The 20,852-nt window shown below is 66.3% G+C and carries 19 protein-coding genes, 1 tRNA gene and 1 pseudogene; 9 read left to right on the top strand and 12 right to left on the bottom strand.

Translation table 11 applies throughout. The features are described 5' to 3' along the window. From ACE3UY_RS16335 to moaC, 8 genes are all read right to left on the bottom strand, one after another. The coding region (locus ACE3UY_RS16335; protein ID WP_374688556.1) for a methyltransferase domain-containing protein at nucleotides 1–947 on the bottom strand (947 nt) is incomplete at its 3' end. A 185-nt stretch (nucleotides 948–1,132) separates the two neighbouring features. Continuing rightward, complete coding sequence (locus tag ACE3UY_RS16330; RefSeq protein WP_374688555.1) at nucleotides 1,133–1,972, bottom strand: geranylgeranylglycerol-phosphate geranylgeranyltransferase; 840 nt, start codon at nucleotides 1,970–1,972, stop codon at nucleotides 1,133–1,135. Nucleotides 1,973–2,909: 937 nt separating this feature from the next. Further along, a tRNA-Lys gene (locus ACE3UY_RS16325) sits at nucleotides 2,910–2,980 on the bottom strand. 130 nt (nucleotides 2,981–3,110) lie between these two features. Then, entirely contained in the window at nucleotides 3,111–3,956 is an 846-nt protein-coding gene (locus ACE3UY_RS16320; protein ID WP_374688554.1) for an NAD(P)-dependent oxidoreductase, read from the bottom strand. Between the two features lie 116 nt (nucleotides 3,957–4,072). Then, nucleotides 4,073–4,774, bottom strand: coding sequence for a ribonuclease III (rnc, locus tag ACE3UY_RS16315; protein ID WP_374688553.1), 702 nt, complete (start codon nucleotides 4,772–4,774; stop codon nucleotides 4,073–4,075). Nucleotides 4,775–4,912: 138 nt separating this feature from the next. After that, entirely contained in the window at nucleotides 4,913–6,163 is a 1,251-nt protein-coding gene (gene fabF, locus ACE3UY_RS16310) for a beta-ketoacyl-ACP synthase II (RefSeq protein ID WP_374688552.1), read from the bottom strand. Nucleotides 6,164–6,321: 158 nt separating this feature from the next. Beyond that, nucleotides 6,322–7,134, bottom strand: coding sequence for a molybdenum cofactor biosynthesis protein MoaE (locus ACE3UY_RS16305; protein WP_374688551.1), 813 nt, complete (start codon nucleotides 7,132–7,134; stop codon nucleotides 6,322–6,324). Between the two features lie 94 nt (nucleotides 7,135–7,228). After that, nucleotides 7,229–7,738, bottom strand: a complete 510-nt coding sequence (moaC, locus tag ACE3UY_RS16300; protein ID WP_374688550.1) for a cyclic pyranopterin monophosphate synthase MoaC — start codon at nucleotides 7,736–7,738, stop codon at nucleotides 7,229–7,231. A 70-nt stretch (nucleotides 7,739–7,808) separates the two neighbouring features. On the opposite strand from moaC, the gene ACE3UY_RS16295 reads away from it, so the two are divergent. From ACE3UY_RS16295 to ACE3UY_RS16255, 9 genes are all read left to right on the top strand, one after another. Continuing rightward, the gene (locus tag ACE3UY_RS16295) at nucleotides 7,809–8,657 is read left to right on the top strand and encodes a PIG-L deacetylase family protein (RefSeq protein WP_374688549.1); all 849 of its coding nucleotides are present in this window, start codon (nucleotides 7,809–7,811) and stop codon (nucleotides 8,655–8,657) included. A gap of 63 nt (nucleotides 8,658–8,720) precedes the next feature. Further along, entirely contained in the window at nucleotides 8,721–10,670 is a 1,950-nt protein-coding gene (locus ACE3UY_RS16290) for a PQQ-binding-like beta-propeller repeat protein (protein WP_374688548.1), read from the top strand. 8 nt (nucleotides 10,671–10,678) lie between these two features. Continuing rightward, nucleotides 10,679–11,464, top strand: coding sequence for a PP2C family serine/threonine-protein phosphatase (locus ACE3UY_RS16285; RefSeq protein ID WP_374688547.1), 786 nt, complete (start codon nucleotides 10,679–10,681; stop codon nucleotides 11,462–11,464). A gap of 97 nt (nucleotides 11,465–11,561) precedes the next feature. Further along, on the top strand, nucleotides 11,562–13,034 hold the full coding sequence (locus tag ACE3UY_RS16280; RefSeq protein ID WP_374688546.1) for a VWA domain-containing protein: 1,473 nt from the start codon (nucleotides 11,562–11,564) through the stop codon (nucleotides 13,032–13,034). Continuing rightward, entirely contained in the window at nucleotides 13,031–13,564 is a 534-nt protein-coding gene (locus ACE3UY_RS16275) for an FHA domain-containing protein (RefSeq protein ID WP_374688545.1), read from the top strand. Before ACE3UY_RS16280 ends, ACE3UY_RS16275 begins: the two co-directional genes overlap by 4 nt. Before the next feature lie 181 nt (nucleotides 13,565–13,745). Beyond that, nucleotides 13,746–13,982, top strand: a complete 237-nt coding sequence (locus tag ACE3UY_RS16270; RefSeq protein WP_374688544.1) for a sulfurtransferase TusA family protein — start codon at nucleotides 13,746–13,748, stop codon at nucleotides 13,980–13,982. A 26-nt stretch (nucleotides 13,983–14,008) separates the two neighbouring features. Then, nucleotides 14,009–14,530, top strand: coding sequence for a DsrE/DsrF/DrsH-like family protein (locus ACE3UY_RS16265; protein ID WP_374688543.1), 522 nt, complete (start codon nucleotides 14,009–14,011; stop codon nucleotides 14,528–14,530). 35 nt (nucleotides 14,531–14,565) lie between these two features. Then, on the top strand, nucleotides 14,566–15,762 hold the full coding sequence (locus tag ACE3UY_RS16260; protein ID WP_374688542.1) for an MBL fold metallo-hydrolase: 1,197 nt from the start codon (nucleotides 14,566–14,568) through the stop codon (nucleotides 15,760–15,762). A 418-nt stretch (nucleotides 15,763–16,180) separates the two neighbouring features. Further along, nucleotides 16,181–16,747: a hypothetical protein gene (locus tag ACE3UY_RS16255; protein ID WP_374688541.1), complete on the top strand. Its 567-nt coding sequence runs from the start codon at nucleotides 16,181–16,183 to the stop codon at nucleotides 16,745–16,747. Here the strand turns inward: ACE3UY_RS16255 and ACE3UY_RS16250 are convergent. From ACE3UY_RS16250 to ACE3UY_RS16235, 4 genes and pseudogenes are all read right to left on the bottom strand, one after another. Next, nucleotides 16,710–17,405 carry a hypothetical protein gene (locus ACE3UY_RS16250; RefSeq protein WP_374688540.1) on the bottom strand — a complete coding sequence of 232 codons (696 nt, stop codon included), beginning with the start codon at nucleotides 17,403–17,405 and terminating at the stop codon, nucleotides 16,710–16,712. The two genes, ACE3UY_RS16255 and ACE3UY_RS16250, sit on opposite strands and share 38 nt — an antisense overlap. 40 nt (nucleotides 17,406–17,445) lie before the next feature. Beyond that, a pseudogene (locus ACE3UY_RS16245) lies at nucleotides 17,446–17,789 on the bottom strand (type II toxin-antitoxin system death-on-curing family toxin). Between the two features lie 47 nt (nucleotides 17,790–17,836). After that, complete coding sequence (locus ACE3UY_RS16240; RefSeq protein WP_374688539.1) at nucleotides 17,837–18,049, bottom strand: DNA-binding protein; 213 nt, start codon at nucleotides 18,047–18,049, stop codon at nucleotides 17,837–17,839. Between the two features lie 27 nt (nucleotides 18,050–18,076). Next, the coding region (locus ACE3UY_RS16235; RefSeq protein ID WP_374688538.1) for a transglycosylase domain-containing protein at nucleotides 18,077–20,852 on the bottom strand (2,776 nt) is incomplete at its 5' end.

The following is a 20,852-nucleotide window of genomic DNA, read 5'->3' as shown; positions in this document are numbered from 1 at the left end:
CCGCCGGGACGCACGACGCGCTGGAGTTCGGCCAGCACCGGCGGGTACAACTTGGCCGGCTGCTCGGCCGCCCGCAGTTGCTTGCCGAAGGGCAGGTTCGTCGCCACCTTGTCCACCGAGGCGTCGTCCAGCGGCAGCTTGCGCGCGTCCCACTTCTGGATGTCCACCGGCGGGTCGCCGGCGGTTGGCTTCTTGCGGCTGCCACGCACGTTTTTGCGCGCCGCGTCCACCCGCTCCTGCTCGATGTCGCCGCCCAGCACCTTGCCGAACGGCCCCGCCTGCATCCGCTCGTAGAGGATCGTCCCGCTGCCGGCCATCGGGTCGAGAAAGACCTCGCCCGGCTGTGGCTCGGTCAGGAAGACCATCGCCGCGGCCACCGACGGCCGCAGCGCCGCCGGCAACTCCACCTTGCGCTCAAAGCGGTGGCGCATCGTCCGGTCGCTGAGCCGCGCGCCGAGCAGGAATTGGCTGCCCAGCAGGTTGGCCCAGAACTCCACCTGGCTGTCGTCGGCTACCGGCGTCCAGCGCGGGTAGCGCACCTTCAGGGCGCGCCAGATGGTGGCCGTCAGGTCTTTGCGGGTGTACTCGAACCGGCCGTACTGGCGGCTGATGACACGGTAGGTCGGCGGGGCGCTGAAGCGGCGGACGCGCAGGTAGTCGTTGGCCGCCCGACCTACCGTCTCCCCGGTCGCCACCAGCTCATACAGTTGCTTCAGGTCGCGCTTCAGCCGGGTCAGGTCGTCGTGGTAGGCGATCTGCATGAACACGTCCTCGGTCGTGCGCAGCCGCAGCAGGTCAGCTGCCGGGCCGGGGTAGTCGAAGACGACGATGCCGTTCTGCTCCTTGGCAAAGAGGTAGCGCACGAAGTGCGCCCCCTTCAGTCGCTGGCGTATCTCCAGCCAGGCGATCTCCTCGACCCCCGGCATCGTCTGGGCATAGTAAGTCATAGATATATCCTGAGAAGAGAATCCACAGATTTCACAGATTACACAGATTAAGAATCTCACGCAAAGAGCGCAAAGAAAGCCAAGAGCGCTAAGGGAATATACTTCTTTGCGTTCTTAGCAATCTTGGCGTACTTTGCGTGAGCTTCTTTCAAAGTCTGTGTAATCTGTGAAATCTGTGGATTCTTCTATACGGCCGCGCCGAGGAGGACGGCGGCGAACCAGATGAGGAAGTCATACTTGAGCAACTGGCTCAGCCGCTCCAACTGCGGCCCGGTGCGCTCGCGGTGGACGCGCACGATGACGTAGTAGGCCACCGGGAAGACGCCCAGGGCCACGATGTAGGCATAGACCGGCCGGAAAAAGTCGAACAGATAGGGGGCCAGCATGACGATGGCCGTCATCCCCAGCAGCAGGAAGAAGACGATGCGCGCGGCCCGCGGCCCCCAGACCGTGGCGATGGTGCGCACGTCGTGGGCCAGGTCGCCCTCGTAGTCGGCCAGCGTCTTCAGCACCTCGCGCCCCAGGATGCCGACGAAGATGACCGCCCCCAGCCACAGCGACGGCCGGTAGTTGCCCGCGGCCACGCCGCCGAACACGGCGCTCATGGCCGAGATGAGGGCCACCGTGGCGTTGCCCAGCAGGACGGTGCTCTTGAGCCGGATGGAATAGAGATAGAGCAAGGCGTTAGACAGGACGGCGATGACGAAAGCGGCCGGACTGATGAAGGCTGAGACGAGGATCGACAGGGCAGCCATGACGAAGGAAAAGACCAGCGCCGCCCGCGGGCTGACCATGCCCGACGGCAGGGGGCGCCGCGGCTGGTTGATGCGGTCGATCTCGATGTCGCGGTAGTCGTTCCAGGCGTTGGACGAGGCCGAGACGAACAGCGTCGCCAGCGCGGCCAGGGCGACCTTGCCCCACGCCCCCGTGCCGGCCACGTAGCCGCCCAGCCCCACGGCCAGCACGCCCGTCAGCGTTGACATCGGTCGGCTCAGCTTGTACAGTCCCTTGATCGTTTGCGCCATTTCTCCCTCAATGCGGGGCATATTATCCCCGCTTCGACCGGTAAAAGCCAATCGAACAGGTGTGCGGGAAAATACCTACTTATGTCAATGACCCAGAAGTACTACCCAATTTTTGTAAAAGAATTGTAAACTGGGCTTCATCTGGCGTTAATACTACTTTACAAATCGAACCGACTTCGTTATACTATTGTCTAAGTCTAGACGGGTATAAGAGGAACTCCTCCCCCCCAAACTGGCACGAGAGAAACGCGACTGGAACACCCCGGCTAGACCCAGGTCGTCTTCCACCCTCTCCTCGACCGGGAGCGGCCGCCGGGTCTAGATGCTCCCCTCCTGGCATCGGATCCACAACAGCCACCTCGTAAGAGGTGGCTGTTTTGTTTTCCGTTGATTCAGCACGACACGTGTAGTTAGCCGGTGAACCACCCTCTTTCCTGGAACGTTTTTTCCCGGTGACAATTGGCGCAACGCACGACGCACTTGTCAATCTCTCGCTGAATCATTTCAATTGGATATCCCTGCCCGACCATCTCCGATACGGCCATAACCTTCGTGCCCCTTACGTGGTCAAACTCCAGGACAATGGGGTTGCTGATGCCGCAGTCTACACAGGGATGAGATTCCAGGTATCGCCAGACATAGGCGCGCGCTTCCGCAGCCTTCCTGAGTTTGTTTCTGTAGACATTGGCGACGTGTTTTTCCTTGTTTCTCTCGTACCAATCTCTTCACTGCTCGCTCTGACAGGTACGGCAAGTTCCCCATCGACGACCTAGTGATTTGTTTCGCCACACAAACTCGGTTTCGTCCTTAGTCTCCCCGCAACGCACGCATGTCTTTAAGGCCATTTAGACCGGTTCCCTCAACTCTGCCAAGCGCTTTCGCACTTCAGATAAAAGAAAGAGGCTGTACCTTATTCAGCGGTACAACCTCTTATCGATGCCCCCAGAGAGAATCGAACTCCCATCAAATGATTAAAAGTCATCTGCTTTGCCGTTAAGCTATGGGGGCGATAACCTTGCCAACCTTTCAGCCTATGGAACAGTTGCTTTGTCAGCCAGCAGATCGGCAACAAGGATCATTATATCTAGCCATCTCCAGCGCGGCAACCGGCCCATAGTTGACGATCTCTTGAAACCTGTCAGGTCCTGGTTGCCAGTACCTCATCCACCCCCGGCAGCGGCGTCGTCAACAGGCGCGTCGCCAGGCTCACGTCCATCGCACAGTCGAGCGGCCAGCGGCGGCCGTCGTCCTCGGTCAGCATGAGCGTCGCCCGCTCCGTCACCCCCCACCAATCCAGCAGCCGCAAACCGAACTCCGCCCGCGTCATCACCTGCCGCCCGGCGACGTTGAGTACGCCCCGGTAATCCAGGTTGACCAGCTCCAGGCAGGCGCGGCACAGCGTCTCCACCCACACCGGGTTGCGCCGCTGGTTGGTGAAGAGCGTCACCGGCCGCCCGGCCCGCAGCGCCTCGGCCATCCAGGCCGTGCCGTTGTCCATCTCCTCCAGGCCATAGATGAGCGACGTGCGGACGATGACGGCGTTGGGGTGAGCGCGGGCGATGACCTCGGCCTCCGCCTTGGCCCGCCCATACTCGTTGAGCGGGGCGGCCCAGGCGCGCTCGTCGTAGGGGGCGGAAGCGCCGTCGAAGACGGAGTCGGTCGAGAGGTGCACCAGGCGGGCGCGGGCCACGGCCGCCGCCGCGGCCACGTGGCGCGTGCCCTCGACGATGACCGCCGCCATATCGGCCGCCCGGTTGGAGCCGACGGTGTGGATGACCGCATCGGGGGCGAACGTCTCGATCAGATCGGCGACGGCCGCCGCGTCGCGCACGTCCAGCGTCACGCCCTGCGGCAGGCCGTGGGGGTCGGCCGAGAAGGTGCTGTAGCGCCACTCGCCCGGCCACGCCGCGGCGACGCGCCGCACCAGGTGGCGGCCCAGATAGCCGCTGCCTCCCACGATAAGCAAACGTTGGCGCTCAGGCATAGGCCTCGCTCAATAGATTAAGAGGCTCACGCAAAGAGCGCAAAGGCTCGCGAGGGCGCAAAGTCAGAAAGGGTTCTTTCTTCGCGTTCTTTGCTTCTTTGCGCTCTTTGCGTGAGCTAGGCATCCGGCGTTAGCGAGGCCCGGTTCATGGCCTCAGTCGCCGCGCCCTGGGCGGCGATCTGCTTGCTGCGCCCGCGCCCCTCGCCCCACACCTCACTGCCGACGGATACCTGTACCGTGAACGTCCGGGCGTGGTCAGGCCCCTCACTGTGGGTCACGCGGTAGTGGGGCGTGATGTTGAAGCGGGCCTGCGCCCACACCTGGAATTCGCTCTTGGCGTCTTTGTAGAGCTGTTGGGTATGAATCTGATCCAGCGCCGGCCGGATAAGCCGCTCGATGAGCGCCTGTACCTCGTCGATGCCCCGATCCAGGTAGATCGCGCCGGCGACGGCCTCGAAGGAAGCGCACAGCAGCGGGATGCGCTCCCGGCCGCCGCCCTCCTCCTCGCCCTGCCCCAGCCGCAAGTAGCGGGCCAAATCCACCTCGCGGGCGAACTGGGCCAGCGTCTCCGCCCGCACCAACGCGGCGCGCAGGGCGGTCAGCTCTCCCTCGTCCACCTCCGGGAAGCGGTGGTAGAGGAAGTTGGCGACAACGAGATCGATCACCGCGTCGCCCAGAAACTCCAGCCGCTCGTTGTCCTCCAGCGCCGTGGCGGGATTCTCGTTGAGGTAAGAGCGGTGGGTCAGCGCGCGCGACAGCAACGAGTAGTCGCGAAACTCCACCCCCAACCGCTCGCCAAACTCCAGCAAATCTTCCATAAGCGGTATTATCCGCAGATCTCGCAGATAAAACAGGGGCTAGGTTCTAGGGGTTAGGGACTAGGGAAGAACGTTCTTTCCCTAGTCCCTAGTCCCTAACCCCTGGTCCCTATCTTAATCTGCGTAATCTGCGGATTTTTATTCTTCAAACTCGCGGATGACGAGGACGGCATTGTGGCCGCCGAAGCCGAAGGCGTTGTTCAGACAGACCCGCACGCGGCGCGGCCGGGCCTCGTTGGGCACATAGTCCAGGTCGCACGTCGGGTCGGGCGTGGCGTAGTGGATAGTCGGCGGCACGATCTGGTCGCGGATGGCCAGCGCGCAGAACACCGTCTCAATGGCCCCCGTCGCCCCCATGATGTGGCCGGTCATGGACTTGGTGGAACTCATGGCGACGTTGTAGGCATGCTCGCCCAGCGCCGCCTTCACTGCCGCCGTCTCGGCCGTGTCGTTCAGCGGCGTGGCCGTGCCGTGGGCGCTGACGTAGTCCACATCCTCCGGGCGCAGGCCGGCATCGGCCAGCGCCTTGCACATGGCCCGCGTCGCGCCGGAGCCGCTGTCCGGCGGGGCGGTAATGTGGTGGGCGTCGGTCGTCTGGCCGTAGCCGGCGATCTCGGCCAGAATGGTCGCGCCGCGGGCGCGGGCGTGTTCCAGGCTCTCCACCACCAGCATGCCCGCCCCCTCGCCGATGACCAGCCCATCCCGGTTGGCGTCGAAAGGCCGCGGCGTGTCCGTGGAGCGCGTGGAGACCGCCCCGGCCCGCTCGAAGCCGCCGATGGCGACCGAGGTCATGATGCACTCTGTCCCGCCGGTCAGCACGGCGTCCAGTTCGCCATAGCGGATGGCGCGATAGGCGTGGCCGACCGCGTCGTTGCCGGCGGCGCAGGCTGTGGCGACGGTGGTGGAAGGGCCGTGGATGCCGTAGTCAATCGCCAGCATGCCGGCCGCGCCGTTGGGCATGATCATCGTGATACCGAACGGGCTGAGCCGGCGCAAGCCGCCGTCGTGGACGATGGCCTCCTGCTCCACGACCGTCCGCAGGCCGCCGATGCCCGTGCCGATGGTGATGCCGACGCGCTCGCGGTTGTCATCGGTGATGGGCAGGTTGGCGTGGCGCATGGCCTCGGCCGCGGCGGCCGTCGCCAACTGCTGGTAGCGGTCGCGGCGGCGGGCGTCCTTGCGATCCATGTAGTCGCCCGGCTCGAACCCCTTGACTTCGCACAGGCCACCGATGGTGTGGTGGGGGTTGTCCACCAGGGTGATGGGGCCGAAGCCCGATTGGCCGCGCAGGATGGCCGCCCAGGTGTCGGGGGCGTTGTGGGCCAGGGGGGTGATCATGCCCACGCCGGTCACCACCACGCGCCGGCGCGATCCGTCTCCGTTTTCCATAATACTGCTCCAAGAAAGTTTATCCGCAGATTTGGCAGATTCGGCAGATTTTTCAATAGACTCAGCAAAGACGCAAAGCAAAAGCTCTTATCTTTGCGTTCTTTACGTCTTCGCGTGAGGTTCTTAAATCGGCCGAATCTGCCAAATCTGCGGATTACTCATAGATTATCCGCGGGGGTGGGACGGTAGTGGCCCTCGACCCACACGCTGCGGTCGGCGCCGACCTCTTTTTTCCAGACCGGCACGATCTCCTTCAGCCGGTCGATGCCATAGCGGGCCGCCTCGAAGACGCCCTGGTCGCGGTGGCGGCCGGCGCAGGCGACGAAGGTCGTCACCTGGCCCACCGTCAGCCGGCCAAGGCGCTGCACCAGGGCCACGCCGCGCACCTCCGGCCAGCGCGCCCAAATCTCGCGGGCGATCTGGGCCATCTTCTCCTCGGCCATGTCCTCATACGCCTCATAGTCGAGGTGCATAGTCTCCGCCGGCAGGCCATCGCGCTGTGTCTGGCCGCGCACGAAGCCGGTGAAGCTGACGATGGCCCCGATCTCCGGCCCGCCCAGCCGGGCGTGCACCGCGTCGATGTCCAGCGGCTCGGACGTGACGGCGAAGTAGGTGGGGTGTGGGAAGGCATGGCCCTCTCCCCAGCCCTCTCCCATAGGGAGAGGGGTCGGGAGGTCGTGACCCTCTCCCCGTCCCTCTCCCGGGGGGAGAGGGAGTTGGCCGCCACTGACGGGCGGGAAGAGCGCCACCTCATCGGCCGCGTTGACCGGCGTCGTCGGCCCGGCGAAGGCGCGGTTGACGGCCACCAGCGCCGAGGGCAGCGCCGGGGCCAGCGCCGGATAGCCAGCGCGCACCGCGTCGAGCAGGGCGGCCACGGTCGTCGGGTTGTCGGGCAGCGCCACGCGGATGCGGTCGCTCCCGGCCCGATCCTTCAGCGTGGCGAAGAGGCGGATGGTTAGCTCGATAGTCACTGTTATTGTAACCCTGTAGTTGGATGCAGGATGCGCAGGGGAGCAGGGGGGCGGGGGTGCAGGGGAGACAAGAGTTCGTCGGCCAACGCTTCTTTCACCCCTGCTCCCCCGCTCCCCCGCTCCCCTGCGCTTCCCCCCACTCCCCACTGCGCCCGCCCGACTTCCGCACCAGCCGCACATCCGTCAGCCGCATGCCGCGGTCGACGGCCTTAGCCATGTCGTAGATGGTCAGCCCGGCCACGGCGACGGCCGTCAGCGCCTCCATCTCCACGCCCGTCTTGCCCGACACGCGCACGGTGGCCTCGATGTCCACGCAGGCGTCGGCCGGGTTAGGCGCGCAGGTGACGACAATCTGGTTGAGCAGCAGCGGATGGCAGAGAGGGATCAGCTCGCTGGTGCGCTTGGCGGCCATGACGCCGGCCACCTGGGCCACGGCCAGCACGTCCCCCTTGGGCAAATTGCCCTCGATGAGCAGGCGCAGCGTCTCCGGCTGCATGGTGACGCGGCCGCGGGCAACAGCGACGCGCTCGGTGATAGCCTTGTCGCCCACGTCGACCATGCGGGCGCGGCCGGACTCGTCCAGATGGGTCAGGCGGTTGGTCATGGTTGTGGTATTATAGTGTAGAAACCGGGTTTCTCGGAAGAAACCCGGTTTCTAGGCTCTACATCGTCTTATGAAAGATCACTACAACCACTTATACCTCTCCCCCCACTTCGACGACGTCGCCCTCTCCTGCGGCGGGCAAATCGCCCTGCGCACGGCGGCCGGGCAATCGGTGCTCGTCGTCACGGTGACAGCCGCCGAACCGCCAGCCGATTTCCCGTCGGAGACGGTGCACTCGTTGCACCGGCGCTGGGCCGACAGCCTGGCCGCCGAGGGGGTCACTCCAGCGGACGCCGCCGCGGGCATCGTCGCCCGCCGCCGCGCCGAGGATCGCGCCGCCTTTGCCATGCTGGGGGCGGACGTGCTGCACCTGCCCTTCCTCGATTGCATCTACCGTGCCGGGCCGGACGGCCTGCCGCTCTACCGCGGCCCGATGGACATGTTCGGCGCGCCCGTCCTGGCTGACGAGGGCACAACCGACGCGCTGGCCGAGGCGTTCGCCGCGCTGCCGCCCGCCGGCCGGGTCTACCTGCCGCTGGGCGTCGGCCACCACATCGACCACGGGGCGACGCGCCGGGCGGGGGAGCGCGTTTTTGCCGCTCCCTTCTATTATGAAGACTACCCGTACACCATGGCCCCCGGCGCGCTGGAAGAGGTGCTGCCGCCGGAAGCGCGCGACGGCTGGGCAAACGAAACGATCTGGCTGACCGAAGCGGCGCTGGCAGCCAAAACGACCGCCGTGCTCGCCTACCAGTCCCAACTCAGCTCCTTCTTCGCCGGCCACGATGACCTGGCCCGCAAGCTGCGCGAGGAGGGGCAACGGGCCATGATCGCCGCCCTGGACGCGATGTTGGGCGGCGACGAGCCGCCGCCGGCCGGTTTCGTCGGCGGCGAGACGCTCTGGCGACGTTCACGCTAAATTCATTTGAAGAATCGGCCGTCGCGGCCCTATAATTGACCTATGGAATTCGGCACGCGAGAGATGCCAAACAAACCGACCAAAGGCGACAGCAAGCCGCTGGGCCGCCAGGACCCGAACGGGCTGCAAGCGGGCAGTGTGCTCCAGGAGCGCTACATGGTCATGGGGTCGCTCGGCGTGGGCGGCTTCAGTTCCGTGTACCGGGCGCGCGACCTGCGCTTTCCGTCCGTCACGCGCCTGTGCGCCGTCAAGGAGATGGTCATCAGCACGGCCGACCCGGAGATGCGCGAGCTGACCATCAAGTCGTTCGAGCGCGAGGCCAGCATGCTGGCCATGCTCAACCACCCGGCCATCCCCGACATCTTCGACTACTTCACCGACGGCAACCGCAGCTACCTGGTGCTGGAGTTCGTCCCCGGCCAGAACCTGCAACAGTGGCTCGATGAGACGGATGAGTACCTGGACGAGCAGAAGGCGCTCGACTGGGCGCTCCAGGTCTGCGACGCGCTGGCCTACCTGCACAGCCAGAAGCCGCAACCCATCGTCTTCCGCGACCTGAAGCCGTCGAACATCATGCTCGACCCCTACAACCACATTCGCCTCATCGACTTCGGCATCGCCAAGCTGTTCGAGGCCAACGAGGACAAGGGCACGATGATCGGCACGGCCGGCTACACGCCGCCGGAGCAGTACCGCGGCGAGGCGACGCCCGCGGCCGACGTCTACGGCCTGGGGGCGACGCTCCACCACCTGCTGACGCGCCAGGACCCGCGCCAGGAGACGCCCTTCACCTTCAGCGAGCGCCCCATCCGCGCCGCCAACCCCGGCATCTCCCGCGCCTTCGAGGCCATCATCATGCGCTGCCTGGCCTACGATCCGAAGGATCGCTTCCCCGACGCGATGGCCCTGCGCGAGGCGCTGCTCGTCCTGTCGCGCAATGAGTTGGACGAGTCCGACCTTGATCAGCGCCTGGGCCTGACGGAGAGCGGGCGTGGGGCGGACGGGGCCGCGCCGGGCGGCGCGCCGGCGGCCATCATCAAGGCCGGCATCAGCCAGGTCAAGCCGCTGTGGGTCTTCCGCTGCGAGGACGAGATTCGCTCCCGGCCGGCGGCGGGCAAGGGCATTATCTTCGTCGGCGCCTACGACAATAACCTCTACGCCATCACCGCCGACCGGGGCGAGTTCCTGTGGAAATATCCAACGAGTGGCGGCATCGGCGGCTCGCCCATCGTCCACGAGGACGCGGTGCTGATCGGCTCGTCCGACCACACCCTCGCCTCGCTGCAACTGCGCAAGGGGCGGGTCAACTGGCAGTTCACGGCCGAGGGGGCTATCTACTCCACCCCGGCCGTGCGCTTCGACCACGTCTTCTTCGGCGCCGACGACGGCTTCTTCTACGTCGTCAACGCCATGCGCGGCCAGCTCTACTGGAAGACCAACGTCTACAGCCCGGTGCGCTCGACGCCGTGGGTGTCGGAGGAGTTGGTCTACTTCGGCACGGAGAGCGGCCAAATCCTGGGGCTGGAACTGGGCGCGGGCAAACCCAAGTGGCAGACACGGGCCGAGCGCGCCGTCACCTCGTCACCCAAAGTGGCCGATGACATCCTCTACGTCGGCTCCAGCGACAGCCGGGTCTACGCCATGGACGCCAGCTCGGGCTGGCCCATCTGGCGCTTCCGCACCCAGGGGCCGATCATCTCCACGCCGACGCTGTTCGAGGGGACGCTGCTGGTCGGCTCGGCCGATGGCCGCCTCTACGCCATCGACATGATCAGCGGCCGGCAGCTGTGGGCCTTTGCCACCAACGGCCAGGTCGTGGCCTCACCGACCGTCTGGGGCAACACGGTCTACTTCGGCTCGACCGACGGCAGCCTCTATGGGGTCAGTGTGCGCCGGGGCGAGCTGCAATGGCGCTTCGATACCGGCAGCCCGCTCATCGGCGCGCCGACCATCGTCAACGGTGTCATCTATGCCGGCGCGACAGACCATTGTCTGTACGCCCTACCCATCTGAGCCTGGCTATGGACGCGAAGACCCTCAGCTTGCAATGCGGTTACCGCTGTGAGACCGGCGCGGTGCGGGATCGCAACGAGGATTCCTGCCTGATGATCACCTCCACGTTCGGCGGGCACTTTGACCTGCCGACGTTGGGACTCTACGTGGTCGCCGACGGCATGGGCGGTCACACCGAGGGGCACGTCGCCAGCAACACGGCGGCCCGCGTCTTCGCCGAGTTCGTCCTGTCCCATCTCTATTTCACCCTGCTGCGCCAGCGCCCCCTACCCAAGGAGGCCGACATCCTGGACACCCTGGAGCGCGCCGTCTTCGCCGCCCATGACGCGGTCTACCAGCCGGAACCGGAGCGCAACGGCGGCACGACGCTGACGGCGGCGCTGGTGCTGGGCCACCGCGCCTACGTGGCCCACGTCGGCGACTCGCGCGCCTACGTGCAGGAGGGCGACCAACTCCGGCTGCTGACCGAGGATCACTCGCTGGCCCGCCGGCTGCAGGACGCGGGCCAATTGTCGCCGGAAGACGCCGAGACCTACCCCTATCGCCACGTCCTGCTGCAAGCGCTGGGGCAGGAGAGCGCGCTGACGGCCGACACGCTGGCCCTCGACCTGCCCGACAACTGCAAGCTGCTGCTATGCAGCGACGGCCTGTACGGCTCGGTGTCCCAGGAGCAACTGGCCGCCGCGCTGTGCGGCGAGGGGACGCTGCAAGACGCCGCCGACCGCCTCTACGAAGCCGCCATGGCCGCCGGCGGCCCGGACAATATTACGGCGGCGGTGGTGGGCTACGCCTGAACAGGGACCAGGGGTTAGGAACTAGGGGCCAGGGAAGCGTGTTCTGCCCTGGCCCCTGGCCCCTAATCCCTAGCCCCTATCCCCTAGCCCCTAGCCCATGGATCCAACCGACCTCTACACCCTCCTCGGCGTCGGCCGGCGGGCGACGACGGACGAGATCGAGGCCGCCTACGCCGCCTGGCTGGCCCGCACCGGCGCGGGCCGTCCGGTAGGCGAGACGGCCGACCGCCTGCGCTACGCCTACGAGGTACTGAGCAACCCGCAGCGGCGCAGCCTCTACGATTCGTTGGTGGCCGAGACGACCGGCGGCGGGGCGCTGGAGTTTGAGCTAGTGGTCAGCGCCGACCGGCTGGCCCTACTGGATACGCTCCAGGTCGTCTACGCCCTGCTGACCCTGACGCCGCGCCAGGCGCTAGAAGACGGCCGGCGTCCCCTGAACCTGGGGTTGGTGATCGACCGCAGCACGTCCATGCGCGGCGAGCGGCTGGCTAAGGTGACGGCGGCCGTGGCCCTGCTGCTGGACAAGCTGGCCCCCGATGACGCCCTGTCGCTGGTCAGTTTTAGCGACCGGGCCGAGGTGGTGCTGCCGGCGGCGACGCTGGGCGCAGCGGCCCAGAGCGTCCAGCCGGAAACAGCCGCGGCCTGGCGCGCGCCGCGCCGGCAGTTGCAGGCCATCGCCGCTTCCGGTGGGACGGAGATCTTCCAGGGCTTGCGGGCCGGACTGGCCGAGGTGACGCGGCTGGCCGGCGAGGCGCGCACCAGCCACCTCATCCTGTTGACCGACGGCCACACCTATGGCGACGCCGACGACTGCCTCCGGCTGGCGGCCGAAGCGGCGGGGCGAGGCATCGGCCTGACCGCTTTCGGCATCGGGGCCGACTGGAACGACAGCTTCCTCGACGCGCTGGTAGCCCCTTCCGGCGGCCAATCCCACTTCATTGAGCAGCCAGCCGACGTGCTGCCCCACCTGGAGGAGCGGCTGAAGGGGCTGGGCGCGATCTACGCCCGCAACGTGACGCTGCAGCGGGGCTGGCCGGCTCCCTTCACCCTGCGCGGCGGCTTCAAGCTGACCCCCTTCCCGCAACCGCTGGCCGTTGACGCCGACCCCATCCCGCTGGGCGATCTGGAGGGGCGCGCCCCGTTGTCGCTCCTGCTGGAGTTCCTGGTCGCGCCGCAGTCGATGAGCGCCCGCTTCCGCCTGCCGCTCCACGCGCATTACACCACCCCCGGCGGCGCAGAGGAGGCGATCGGCCGCGACGCGCCCTTCGTCGTCCTGAACCGGGAGGGCGAGGCCGCGCCGCCGGCGGCGCTGATCGAGGCCGCGCGCCGCCTGAATCTGTACCGGATGCAGGAGAAGGCGTGGGAAGAGGCGCAGTCGGGCAAGCTGGACACGGCCGCGGCCCGCATGCGCCGGCTGACGGCGCGCTACCTGGAGACGGGCGACCTGCGGCTGGCCAAGCAGGCCCAGTTGGAGGCGCAGCGGCTGGCCCACCTGGGCACGATGTCGCTGGAGGGGCGCAAGGTGCTGAAGTACGGCACGCGCTCGCTGATGGGGCAGACGGGAACATGATCGCCTGTCCCGAGTGCGGCGCGACCCACTATCCCGGCACGCTCTTCTGCGACGACTGCGGCGCAGGCGTTCACCCCGCGGCGCGGGCGCACCTGGCCGGCCAATCGCCGGCCGAGGCCACGATCCGGCGGAGCGCCCCGGCCGATGAGCCGCCGCGTCCGGTCGCCCGGCAGCGCGTAGAGACGCTCGCCCCGGCCGTGGCCGCGCCCCCCTTGCGCGTTCACATCCCCCACCGCGGCGCGGACGTGGAGTTGCGCGCCGCCGTCATCCAGATCGGCCGGGCTGACCCCGACGCCGCCTTCGCCCCCGATCTCGACCTGACCGGCTACGACGGGCTGGATCGCGGCGTCTCGCGCCGCCATGCCACCATCCAGTGGGCGGAGGGCGGCTACGTCCTCATCGACCAGCACAGCAGCAATGGCACGTGGCTGGAGGGGGTACGTCTGGTGGCCGGTTACGCCTACCAGATTCCTCCCCAGGCCGTGGCCCGCTTTGGCGACCTGATTGTGCACCTCACTGTCGGCGATTAACCCTTAGCTTTAGCTTCAGAATGTGTTCGCGCCCGCGTCAAAATGCCCAGGCGCGCCGGCTTTCGTTACCCTCTTGTTACTGCGCGGCGACCCCGCTGTGACTGGCCGCCCCTATACTGCCCCATGTTCGCGCGGTGATCGCCGCAAATTCGCTACGAAGGATGGCGGAAGGGGAAAGACCATGATCGCAAAGGTAGACCGGACTGTTGATTGCACGGGCATGCTGTGCCCGTTTCCCATCGTCGAGACCTCCAAGGGGATCAGAAAGATCGAGGTGGGCCAGGTGTTGCGCGTCATCGCCACCGACCCCGGCGCGCCGCCGGACATGGAAGCGTGGGCGCGCCAGACCGGCCACCGGCTGGTGCACAGCTACAGCGACAGTGGCCGGTTCATTTTCGACTTTCAGCGCACGCGCTAAGCGGAACGGGGGACAAGTCAGTGGGCATGAGCAAGATGGATCCTTACGCGCCGCGGCGGCTGGCGCTGATCGCCAGCAAGGGCACGCTCGACTGGGCCTACCCGCCTTTCATCCTGGCCAGCGCTGGCGCGGCGATGGGCTGGGACGTGGGCATCTTTTTCACCTTCTACGGCCTGCCTCTGCTGAAGCACGAATTGGACGCGGCCGTCAGCCCGCTGGGCAACCCGGCCATGCCGATGAAGCTGCCGTTCGGCCCGCCCGGAATGCAGAAGATCGAGTGGCCCATCCCCACCGCCCTGATGACTGTGCCCGGCTTCAACAGCATGGCCACGGGGCTGATGAAGCAGCTGTTCGAAAAGAAAGGTGTGGCCACCGTGGCCGAACTGCGCAACACCTGTGTCGAGTTGGGCGTGCGCCTGATCGCCTGCCAGATGACGATGGACGTGTTTGGCTTCACCTGCGATGACTTCATCCCGCAGGCAGAAGTCGGCGGGGCGAGTATGTTCCTCGACTACGCCGCCGGCGCCGATGTTCAGTTATTCGTTTGAGTAGGGACGCGCTGTCCGACGAGGGTTGAACGCCCATGTTTCCCAAGCTTCTATCGGCCAATACGCTCTATCAGCGCTTGCAGCAGCCGGGCGACCTGTTGATCTTGGACGTGCGCAACAGCGAAGCGTTCCAGCGCGCGCGCATCGAGACGCGCCACACGCCGGAAACGCTCAACATTCCTTACTTCGAGTTTATCGAGGATGATACGGTGGAAGAGGCCCTGGCCTGCGTCCCCGCCGGCCGGCCGATCGTCGTGGTTTGCGTCCACGGCGGCACGAGCGAGCTGGTAGCGGCTATGCTGCGCAAGCGCGGCTATCAGGCCGCCAATCTGGCCGGCGGCATGGAAGAGTGGTCGCGGCTGCACATGGTGCGTCCCGTGCTGGAAAGTGATTCCGCCGCGATCTACCAGATCGAGCGCGTGGCCCGCGGCTGCCTCAGCTACGCCATCATCAGCGACGGCTGGGGGGCGATTATCGACCCGTCGCACCACATCGCGGAGTACCGGCGCTTGCTGGCCGCCCATGGGGCCGCGCCGCGCCTGATCATCGACACCCACGCCCACGCCGACCACATCAGCGGCGGGCCGGCGCTGGCCGAGGCCACCGGCGCGCCCTACTACCTGCATCCCTACGACGCCATCCACCCCCTCGACGTGATGCCCGCCGTCATCCCCTACGAGACGCTGCGCAACGGCCACCGCTTCAGGCTGGGCAGCGTGACGGTGCGGGCGGTGCACGCGCCGGGCCACACCCTGGGCCACGTGGCGCTGCTGGCGAGCACGCTCGAAGGGGAGTGCTACCTGTTCAGCGGCGACTCGCTCTTCTTGCGCGGCGTCGGCCGGCCCGACCTGGGCGGCCGGGCGGAGTCGTGGACGCGCCTGAGCTACGAGTCCATCTTCACGACGCTGCGGGCCATGACGCCGCCCGACGCGCTGGTGCTGCCCGGCCACTACAGCGACGCCGGCGAGGCGGATGCGCGAGGCGTATTCGCCGCCCCGTTCGCGGAGTTGTGGCGAACGAATACGGAACTGTCCTTTGCGACGCAAGAAGCGCTGGCGCACCACGTGCTGGCGAACCTGCCGGCCGCGCCGCCCGAGTACGCCGAGATCAAGCGCGTCAACATGGGGCTGGCGCAGGCCGACGCGCAGCGGGCGCTGGCCCTGGAGATGGGCCGCAACGCCTGCGCGCTCCTTAGCGATTATCCCGCCTCCGTCTCTCTCGTGCCTGGCTGACGGGGTCGTTCTTTCCTCTCTTCTTCCGAGGTTCTCGGGGGTAGCGCCATCGGGCGCTACCCCTTAGAACTCTGTCGCATTCCTCATCACGTTCCACGCAGAATTTTCACGCTTTTTTCACGCCCCTTCATGCTACACTAGCTATTCCATTAGAACTTATGTTCTATTGGGATTGGCTAGGAGAAGGAAACCGAGGGAGCCATCAGCGCCGGTCGTTGAACTGTGACGCGCTGGAAAAAATCTGCCGTCCTTCTGGATCGCTTGAGGTGGCATGTACCGCGTCCCCCTCCTTCTTCCTCTCCACAGGATGCCGTAAAGTGCATCGTTAAGTGCCAAAAATTGAATAGCACAAGCGTTCTATGATTTCATACAATGGGTTCGCAACGTGGATCAACAATGCCTGCATTCCCGGAGAACCATGAACACGAACGCCATGAACGAACACGACTTACAAGAGCGTCTGCGGCAACTGATCGACCTGGAGGTGTCCGAGCGGCTGAGTCCGGAGCAGCGGCTGCTGCTGGCGGTGCTGCGCCAGGCGGTGCTGGACTACTTCGACGACGACCCGCTGGAGCGGCTGAGCGCGGCGCTCTACTTCACCCGCTCGCCGCTCTACCGGCTGACGCTGCACGAGTTCGGCCTGCCCGACAACCTGCTGCCGGACGGCGTCGATCTGACCGCCTTCAGGCGCAAGCGGCGGCGCGAAGAGCGCGGCGAGCACGACCCGCTGGAGCTGGAGACACTGGTGCGCCAGTTGTCGGGGATGCAGTTGAAGATCGTGCTCTCGATGGGGCTATTGCCGCTGCCGGCCACGACGCGGGCCATCAGCCTGAACAGCGGCGTGACGCGATCGACGGCGCTGGTCACGCTGGAGCAACTGGCGGCGCAGGGGCTGGCGGTGCGCCACGACGACACCGGCCGGGCGACGTGGTCGCTGCCGGGGGAAGTCAGGCGGGTGCTAGATGAAATGTGGGGGCGCTCGTGATGTGTTGTATAACCCTCTCGGCGAGTTCTTCCACCGTCATCCCTCCATCCCACGCGAACGCCGGTATCCCCCACTCTCGGCTCTCCCGGCCGATCAGTTCCGCCAGCCGCCGGTCGTACTCCAGGAATCGCCGCCACATCCCCTCGCCGTCGGGCATGGCCAGCACCCGATTCTTCATCCACGCCCGCCCCTCGGCCGTCTCCCACTCCCGCGCCCGCGTCTCGTCCGTCGTCTCCAGGCAGATGATGCGCCCGGCGGGGATGACCTGGGCCAGCACCGACGGGTGGGAGATGCCGCCGTCCACGATGAGCGGCGTGGAAGGCCGGCCGGCCAGGTCGCCGGCCAGCAGGTCCAGCGTCTCGGCGTTGGTGGCGCGGTAGAGGGCGCTGAACGTCTCCCAGTCATGGGAGAGCATCCAGCCGAACGGGTCGTCGGCCGCTGACCAGGCGGCGGTGGCCGGGTGGCGCTGCGGGTCGAACTGGAAGCGGCCGAAGACGGCCTCGTCCACGTCGTAGCGCTCGACGCCCAGCCGGGCCGCCAGCGCCCGCGAGAGGGTGGACTTGCCGGAGCAGGAGCCGCCGATGAGCCAGATGAGGCGCGGCCAGGCGCATAGGACTGAACGGGATTTTTCCAGCAGCGCAGGACTGACAGCAAACATAGCAATTACCACAAGTAAGTCAAAGAGAAGTTGGAATAGGTTACGACTGTTCTCGCACAATGACACGGGCGCGAACCCATTGAGTGAATGAGTCGCGGCGCAATACGTCCGACGCTAATTGTAGAAGAACTCTCTCTTGTTCATCTATCGGCGCAACGAGTTCGTAACCGTTCAGAAGCAGAAACGCTTCCATAGCCGCATGTCCTGTCCACTTGTTGCCATCTAGAAAAGGATGGTTCAGGATGAGGGAGTAAGCGAGGGCCGCAGCTTTTTCAACAATGGTAGGGTAGAGGTCATCGCCGGCAAAGGTCATGCGCGGGGTGGCAAGCGAAGCCTCGAGAGCGTTCAAGTTGAGACTCTCGCCTCAGCGCTTGCCTGCCGCATAACCCGACGGTGAATTTCCAGCAATTCATTCAGCGTTAGGTAATATATCACGAGAGACGTCGATACAGTTCAGCGTTCTTTTGAAGCACGTAAGTGATGACGCTTTGAAACACCTCGTCCGGCTGGGATAGAAACTCTTCGATGCCAATGCGCGCCAGATCTTCGGTAGATACCTGAAACCGTGCAGCGACCTCCTCCAACTCAACCAGCCGCTCCTTAGGGAGCCGCACTGTTATTGTACTCATCCCGGCTTCTATCATGAACTTGCCTCCTACGATGGTTGAGGTCTATTCTATCATGATCTGTATCTGATGCGGCTCCCCCACGTAGTTGCTATCCTTCACGACGATCAGCCGCAGGAAGTACGGCCCCGGCGGCAGCGCCTCGGCCTGCAATACCTCTAGCTGGCCGTTCACGACCGGCGTGTCGTGCGTCTCGCCCAGCGTCAACCACTGAATCTCTGAGCCGCTGGGGATGCCCAACTCGATCTTGTAGAACTCCACCACGGCCGGGTCGAAGCTGGCCGTGCCGACGATGGGAATGTTGCCGCTGATCGTGTCCCCCTCTTTGGGCGAGGTGATGCGCCATACCGCCGTCTCGCCGGCTCCCAGCCCCAGCGCCAGCAACTCCTCGGTGCAGGACGCCGTCGGCAGGATGGCGACGTTGTTACCCTGAGCCCACTCGTGGGCCGGCTTCAGGCTCTCCGGGTTGCGCGGCGGGGCCAGGAAGACCTGCGCCGCGGCCTGCGGCGGCAGCACGTCCAGCGGCGTCGCGTCCGGGAAGTGGCAGAAGAGTTGCGCCGGCGGCTGGTCTTCCAGTTGTTCCGGCGTCAGGACGACCTCGGCCGTCTCCGGCGCGGGCGGCAGCGGCACGGCCAGGGCGCGCCACACGGCCGGGTCGAGCTTCTCCAGGAAGGCCGCCGGGCTATCGACCGTTGGCATGGGCGTCGGCGGCACGGTGCTGTCGAGGAACAACTCGTCGCCGCTGGCGACGCACTCCGTCGAGCCGATGGTAGCCGAGCTCAGCGCGCACAGCGGGCGCTCGCTGATGCCCGCCGGGCGGACGAAGTCGGCTGGCGGCTGCTGGCCGTTGACCGCCAGCCGGGCCACCAGGCCGCTATTGCTATAGACCTGCTCCATGTAGCTGCCCCACAGCGGAGCCGCGCCGGTCAAGCCGCTGATGTCCACCATCTCGCTGTTGTCGCTGTTGCCCGTCCAGACGCCGACGGCCAGGCCGGGCGTGTAGCCCATCGTCCAGTTGTCGCGGAAGTCGTTGGTCGTGCCCGTCTTGGCGGCGACCGGGAAGCCCAGTTCCATCGGGTTGGGGCTGCCCATCGCCGGGCGGCGCGCCGCGTCATCGTCGAGGATGTGGCTGATGAGGTAGGCCACGCGCTCGTCCACCACACGCTGCGGCTCGGCCGGCTGATACTCGAACAGCACCTCGCCGTTGGTGCGCTCCACCTTCAGGATGGAGACGGGCGTGACCTTGTTGCCGCCGTTCCCCAGTGTGGCGTAAGCCGCCGTCAGTTCCAGCGGCGTCACCTCGCCGCCGCCCAGCGTCAGCGACAGGCCGTACTGGCTGGAGTCGCCCGTCCACGTGCTGAGGCCCAGCGCCCGGCCGAACTCCAGCAGGCGCGGCACGGTCACGTCTTGCAACAGCAGCACGGCGGGGATGTTGTAGCTATTCGCCAGGGCGATGCGCAGGCGCACCGGGCCGTGGAACGCGCCGTCGTAGTTGACCGGCACATACGGCTCGCCGCTGACCTGCTCATAATCCACCGGCACATCCCACAGCACGTCGGCCGCCGTCCAGCGCGGGTCGCCGCCGTCCACGGGCGACAGGGCCAGGGCGTAGGTCAGGGGCTTGATGGAACTGCCCGGCTGCTGGGGCGACAGGGTGACGTTCACGTGGCCGTCAATGGCCTCGTTCTGGTAGTCCACGCTGCCGAGCATGGCCAGAATTTCGCCGCTGCCCGGCTTCATGGCCACCAGGGCGGCGTTGGTCAGGTTGTGCTCCGGGGCGATCTGGCTGACGTGCTGGCGGGCCAGCCGCTCGGCCAGCCGTTGGAACTCCATGTCCAGCGTGGTCGTCACGCGCAGGCCGCCGTTGGCGACGACCTCCGCGCCGTACTGCTCCTCCAACTGCTGGCGGACGTAGACAGCGAAGTGGGGCGCTTCCAGGCTGACTTCCTGGGGGGCGAAGGTCAGCGGCTCCAGGTAGGCTGCCTCGGCCGCCGCCTGGTCGATGAACCCCTCGCTGACCATCAGGTTCAGCACCAGCCACTGCCGCTCCTTGGCTCCTTCCAGGTTGGTGAGCGGGTCCAGATCGACGGGGCTTTGCGGCAGGCCGGCCAACAGGCTGGCCTCGCCCAGCGTCAGGTCGGCGGCGGGCTTGGCGAAGTAGGTGCGCGCCGCGGCCTCGATGCCGTAGGCCAGGTTGCCATAGTAGATCTCGTTCAGGTACATCTCCAGGATTTCATCCTTGGTGAAATCCCGGTTCATCATCCAGGCCAGCACAATCTCTTTCACCTTGCGGTTGTAGGAGACCGCGCCGCGCTCCTCGAAGTCGAAAGCGACGTGGCGGACGAGCTGTTGGGTGATGGTGCTGCCGCCCACCGGCCGTGCGTCGGGGTTGCGCAGGTTGGAGATGACGGCGGCGAAGAGCGAGGGCGCGTCGAGGCCGATGTTCTCGTAGAAGGTATCGTCCTCGACAGCGATGGTGGCCTGCACCAGGTGGGGCGGGATCTGCGCCAGGGGAACGCGGGTGCGCTTGCCCTCGCCGAAGATCTCCCAGAGGACTTCGCCGTTGCGATCCATGATCTGCGTCGTCTCGAACGTCTCGCGGGTGCGGGCTGCTTCCAGGCTGGCGACGCCGGTCTCGATCTCGCGCGACCAGGTGGAGTAGAGCAGGCCGCCGGCGGCCGCCGCGCCGCCCACGCCGAGGAGCAAGATGAGGGCGATAGCGCCCAAGATGGCCCCACCCACGCAACCGCAGCCGCGGCGCGGTCGCTCTGGAGGCAGGGTGGCGGGCACGTACTGGACAGGGGGCTGATTGGTCTGCATG

The organism is Promineifilum sp. (SeqCode), from assembly GCF_041918635.1.
Classification (GTDB): Bacteria; Chloroflexota; Anaerolineae; order Promineifilales; family Promineifilaceae; genus Promineifilum.
This window is presented reverse-complemented; position numbering and strand designations above follow the sequence as displayed.

Coding starts and splice junctions, on each gene's coding strand:
- ACE3UY_RS16240 (WP_374688539.1), bottom strand. CDS start 18,049: ATGATAGAAGCCGGGATGAGTACAATAACAGTGCGGCTCCCTAAGGAG.
- ACE3UY_RS16265 (WP_374688543.1), top strand. CDS start 14,009: ATGAGCAAGATGGATCCTTACGCGCCGCGGCGGCTGGCGCTGATCGCC.
- ACE3UY_RS16255 (WP_374688541.1), top strand. CDS start 16,181: ATGAACACGAACGCCATGAACGAACACGACTTACAAGAGCGTCTGCGG.
- ACE3UY_RS16275 (WP_374688545.1), top strand. CDS start 13,031: ATGATCGCCTGTCCCGAGTGCGGCGCGACCCACTATCCCGGCACGCTC.
- ACE3UY_RS16285 (WP_374688547.1), top strand. CDS start 10,679: ATGGACGCGAAGACCCTCAGCTTGCAATGCGGTTACCGCTGTGAGACC.
- fabF (WP_374688552.1), bottom strand. CDS start 6,163: ATGGAAAACGGAGACGGATCGCGCCGGCGCGTGGTGGTGACCGGCGTG.
- rnc (WP_374688553.1), bottom strand. CDS start 4,774: ATGGAAGATTTGCTGGAGTTTGGCGAGCGGTTGGGGGTGGAGTTTCGC.
- ACE3UY_RS16295 (WP_374688549.1), top strand. CDS start 7,809: ATGAAAGATCACTACAACCACTTATACCTCTCCCCCCACTTCGACGAC.
- ACE3UY_RS16250 (WP_374688540.1), bottom strand. CDS start 17,405: ATGTTTGCTGTCAGTCCTGCGCTGCTGGAAAAATCCCGTTCAGTCCTA.
- moaC (WP_374688550.1), bottom strand. CDS start 7,738: ATGACCAACCGCCTGACCCATCTGGACGAGTCCGGCCGCGCCCGCATG.
- ACE3UY_RS16290 (WP_374688548.1), top strand. CDS start 8,721: ATGCCAAACAAACCGACCAAAGGCGACAGCAAGCCGCTGGGCCGCCAG.
- ACE3UY_RS16320 (WP_374688554.1), bottom strand. CDS start 3,956: ATGCCTGAGCGCCAACGTTTGCTTATCGTGGGAGGCAGCGGCTATCTG.
- ACE3UY_RS16280 (WP_374688546.1), top strand. CDS start 11,562: ATGGATCCAACCGACCTCTACACCCTCCTCGGCGTCGGCCGGCGGGCG.
- ACE3UY_RS16270 (WP_374688544.1), top strand. CDS start 13,746: ATGATCGCAAAGGTAGACCGGACTGTTGATTGCACGGGCATGCTGTGC.
- ACE3UY_RS16260 (WP_374688542.1), top strand. CDS start 14,566: ATGTTTCCCAAGCTTCTATCGGCCAATACGCTCTATCAGCGCTTGCAG.
- ACE3UY_RS16330 (WP_374688555.1), bottom strand. CDS start 1,972: ATGGCGCAAACGATCAAGGGACTGTACAAGCTGAGCCGACCGATGTCA.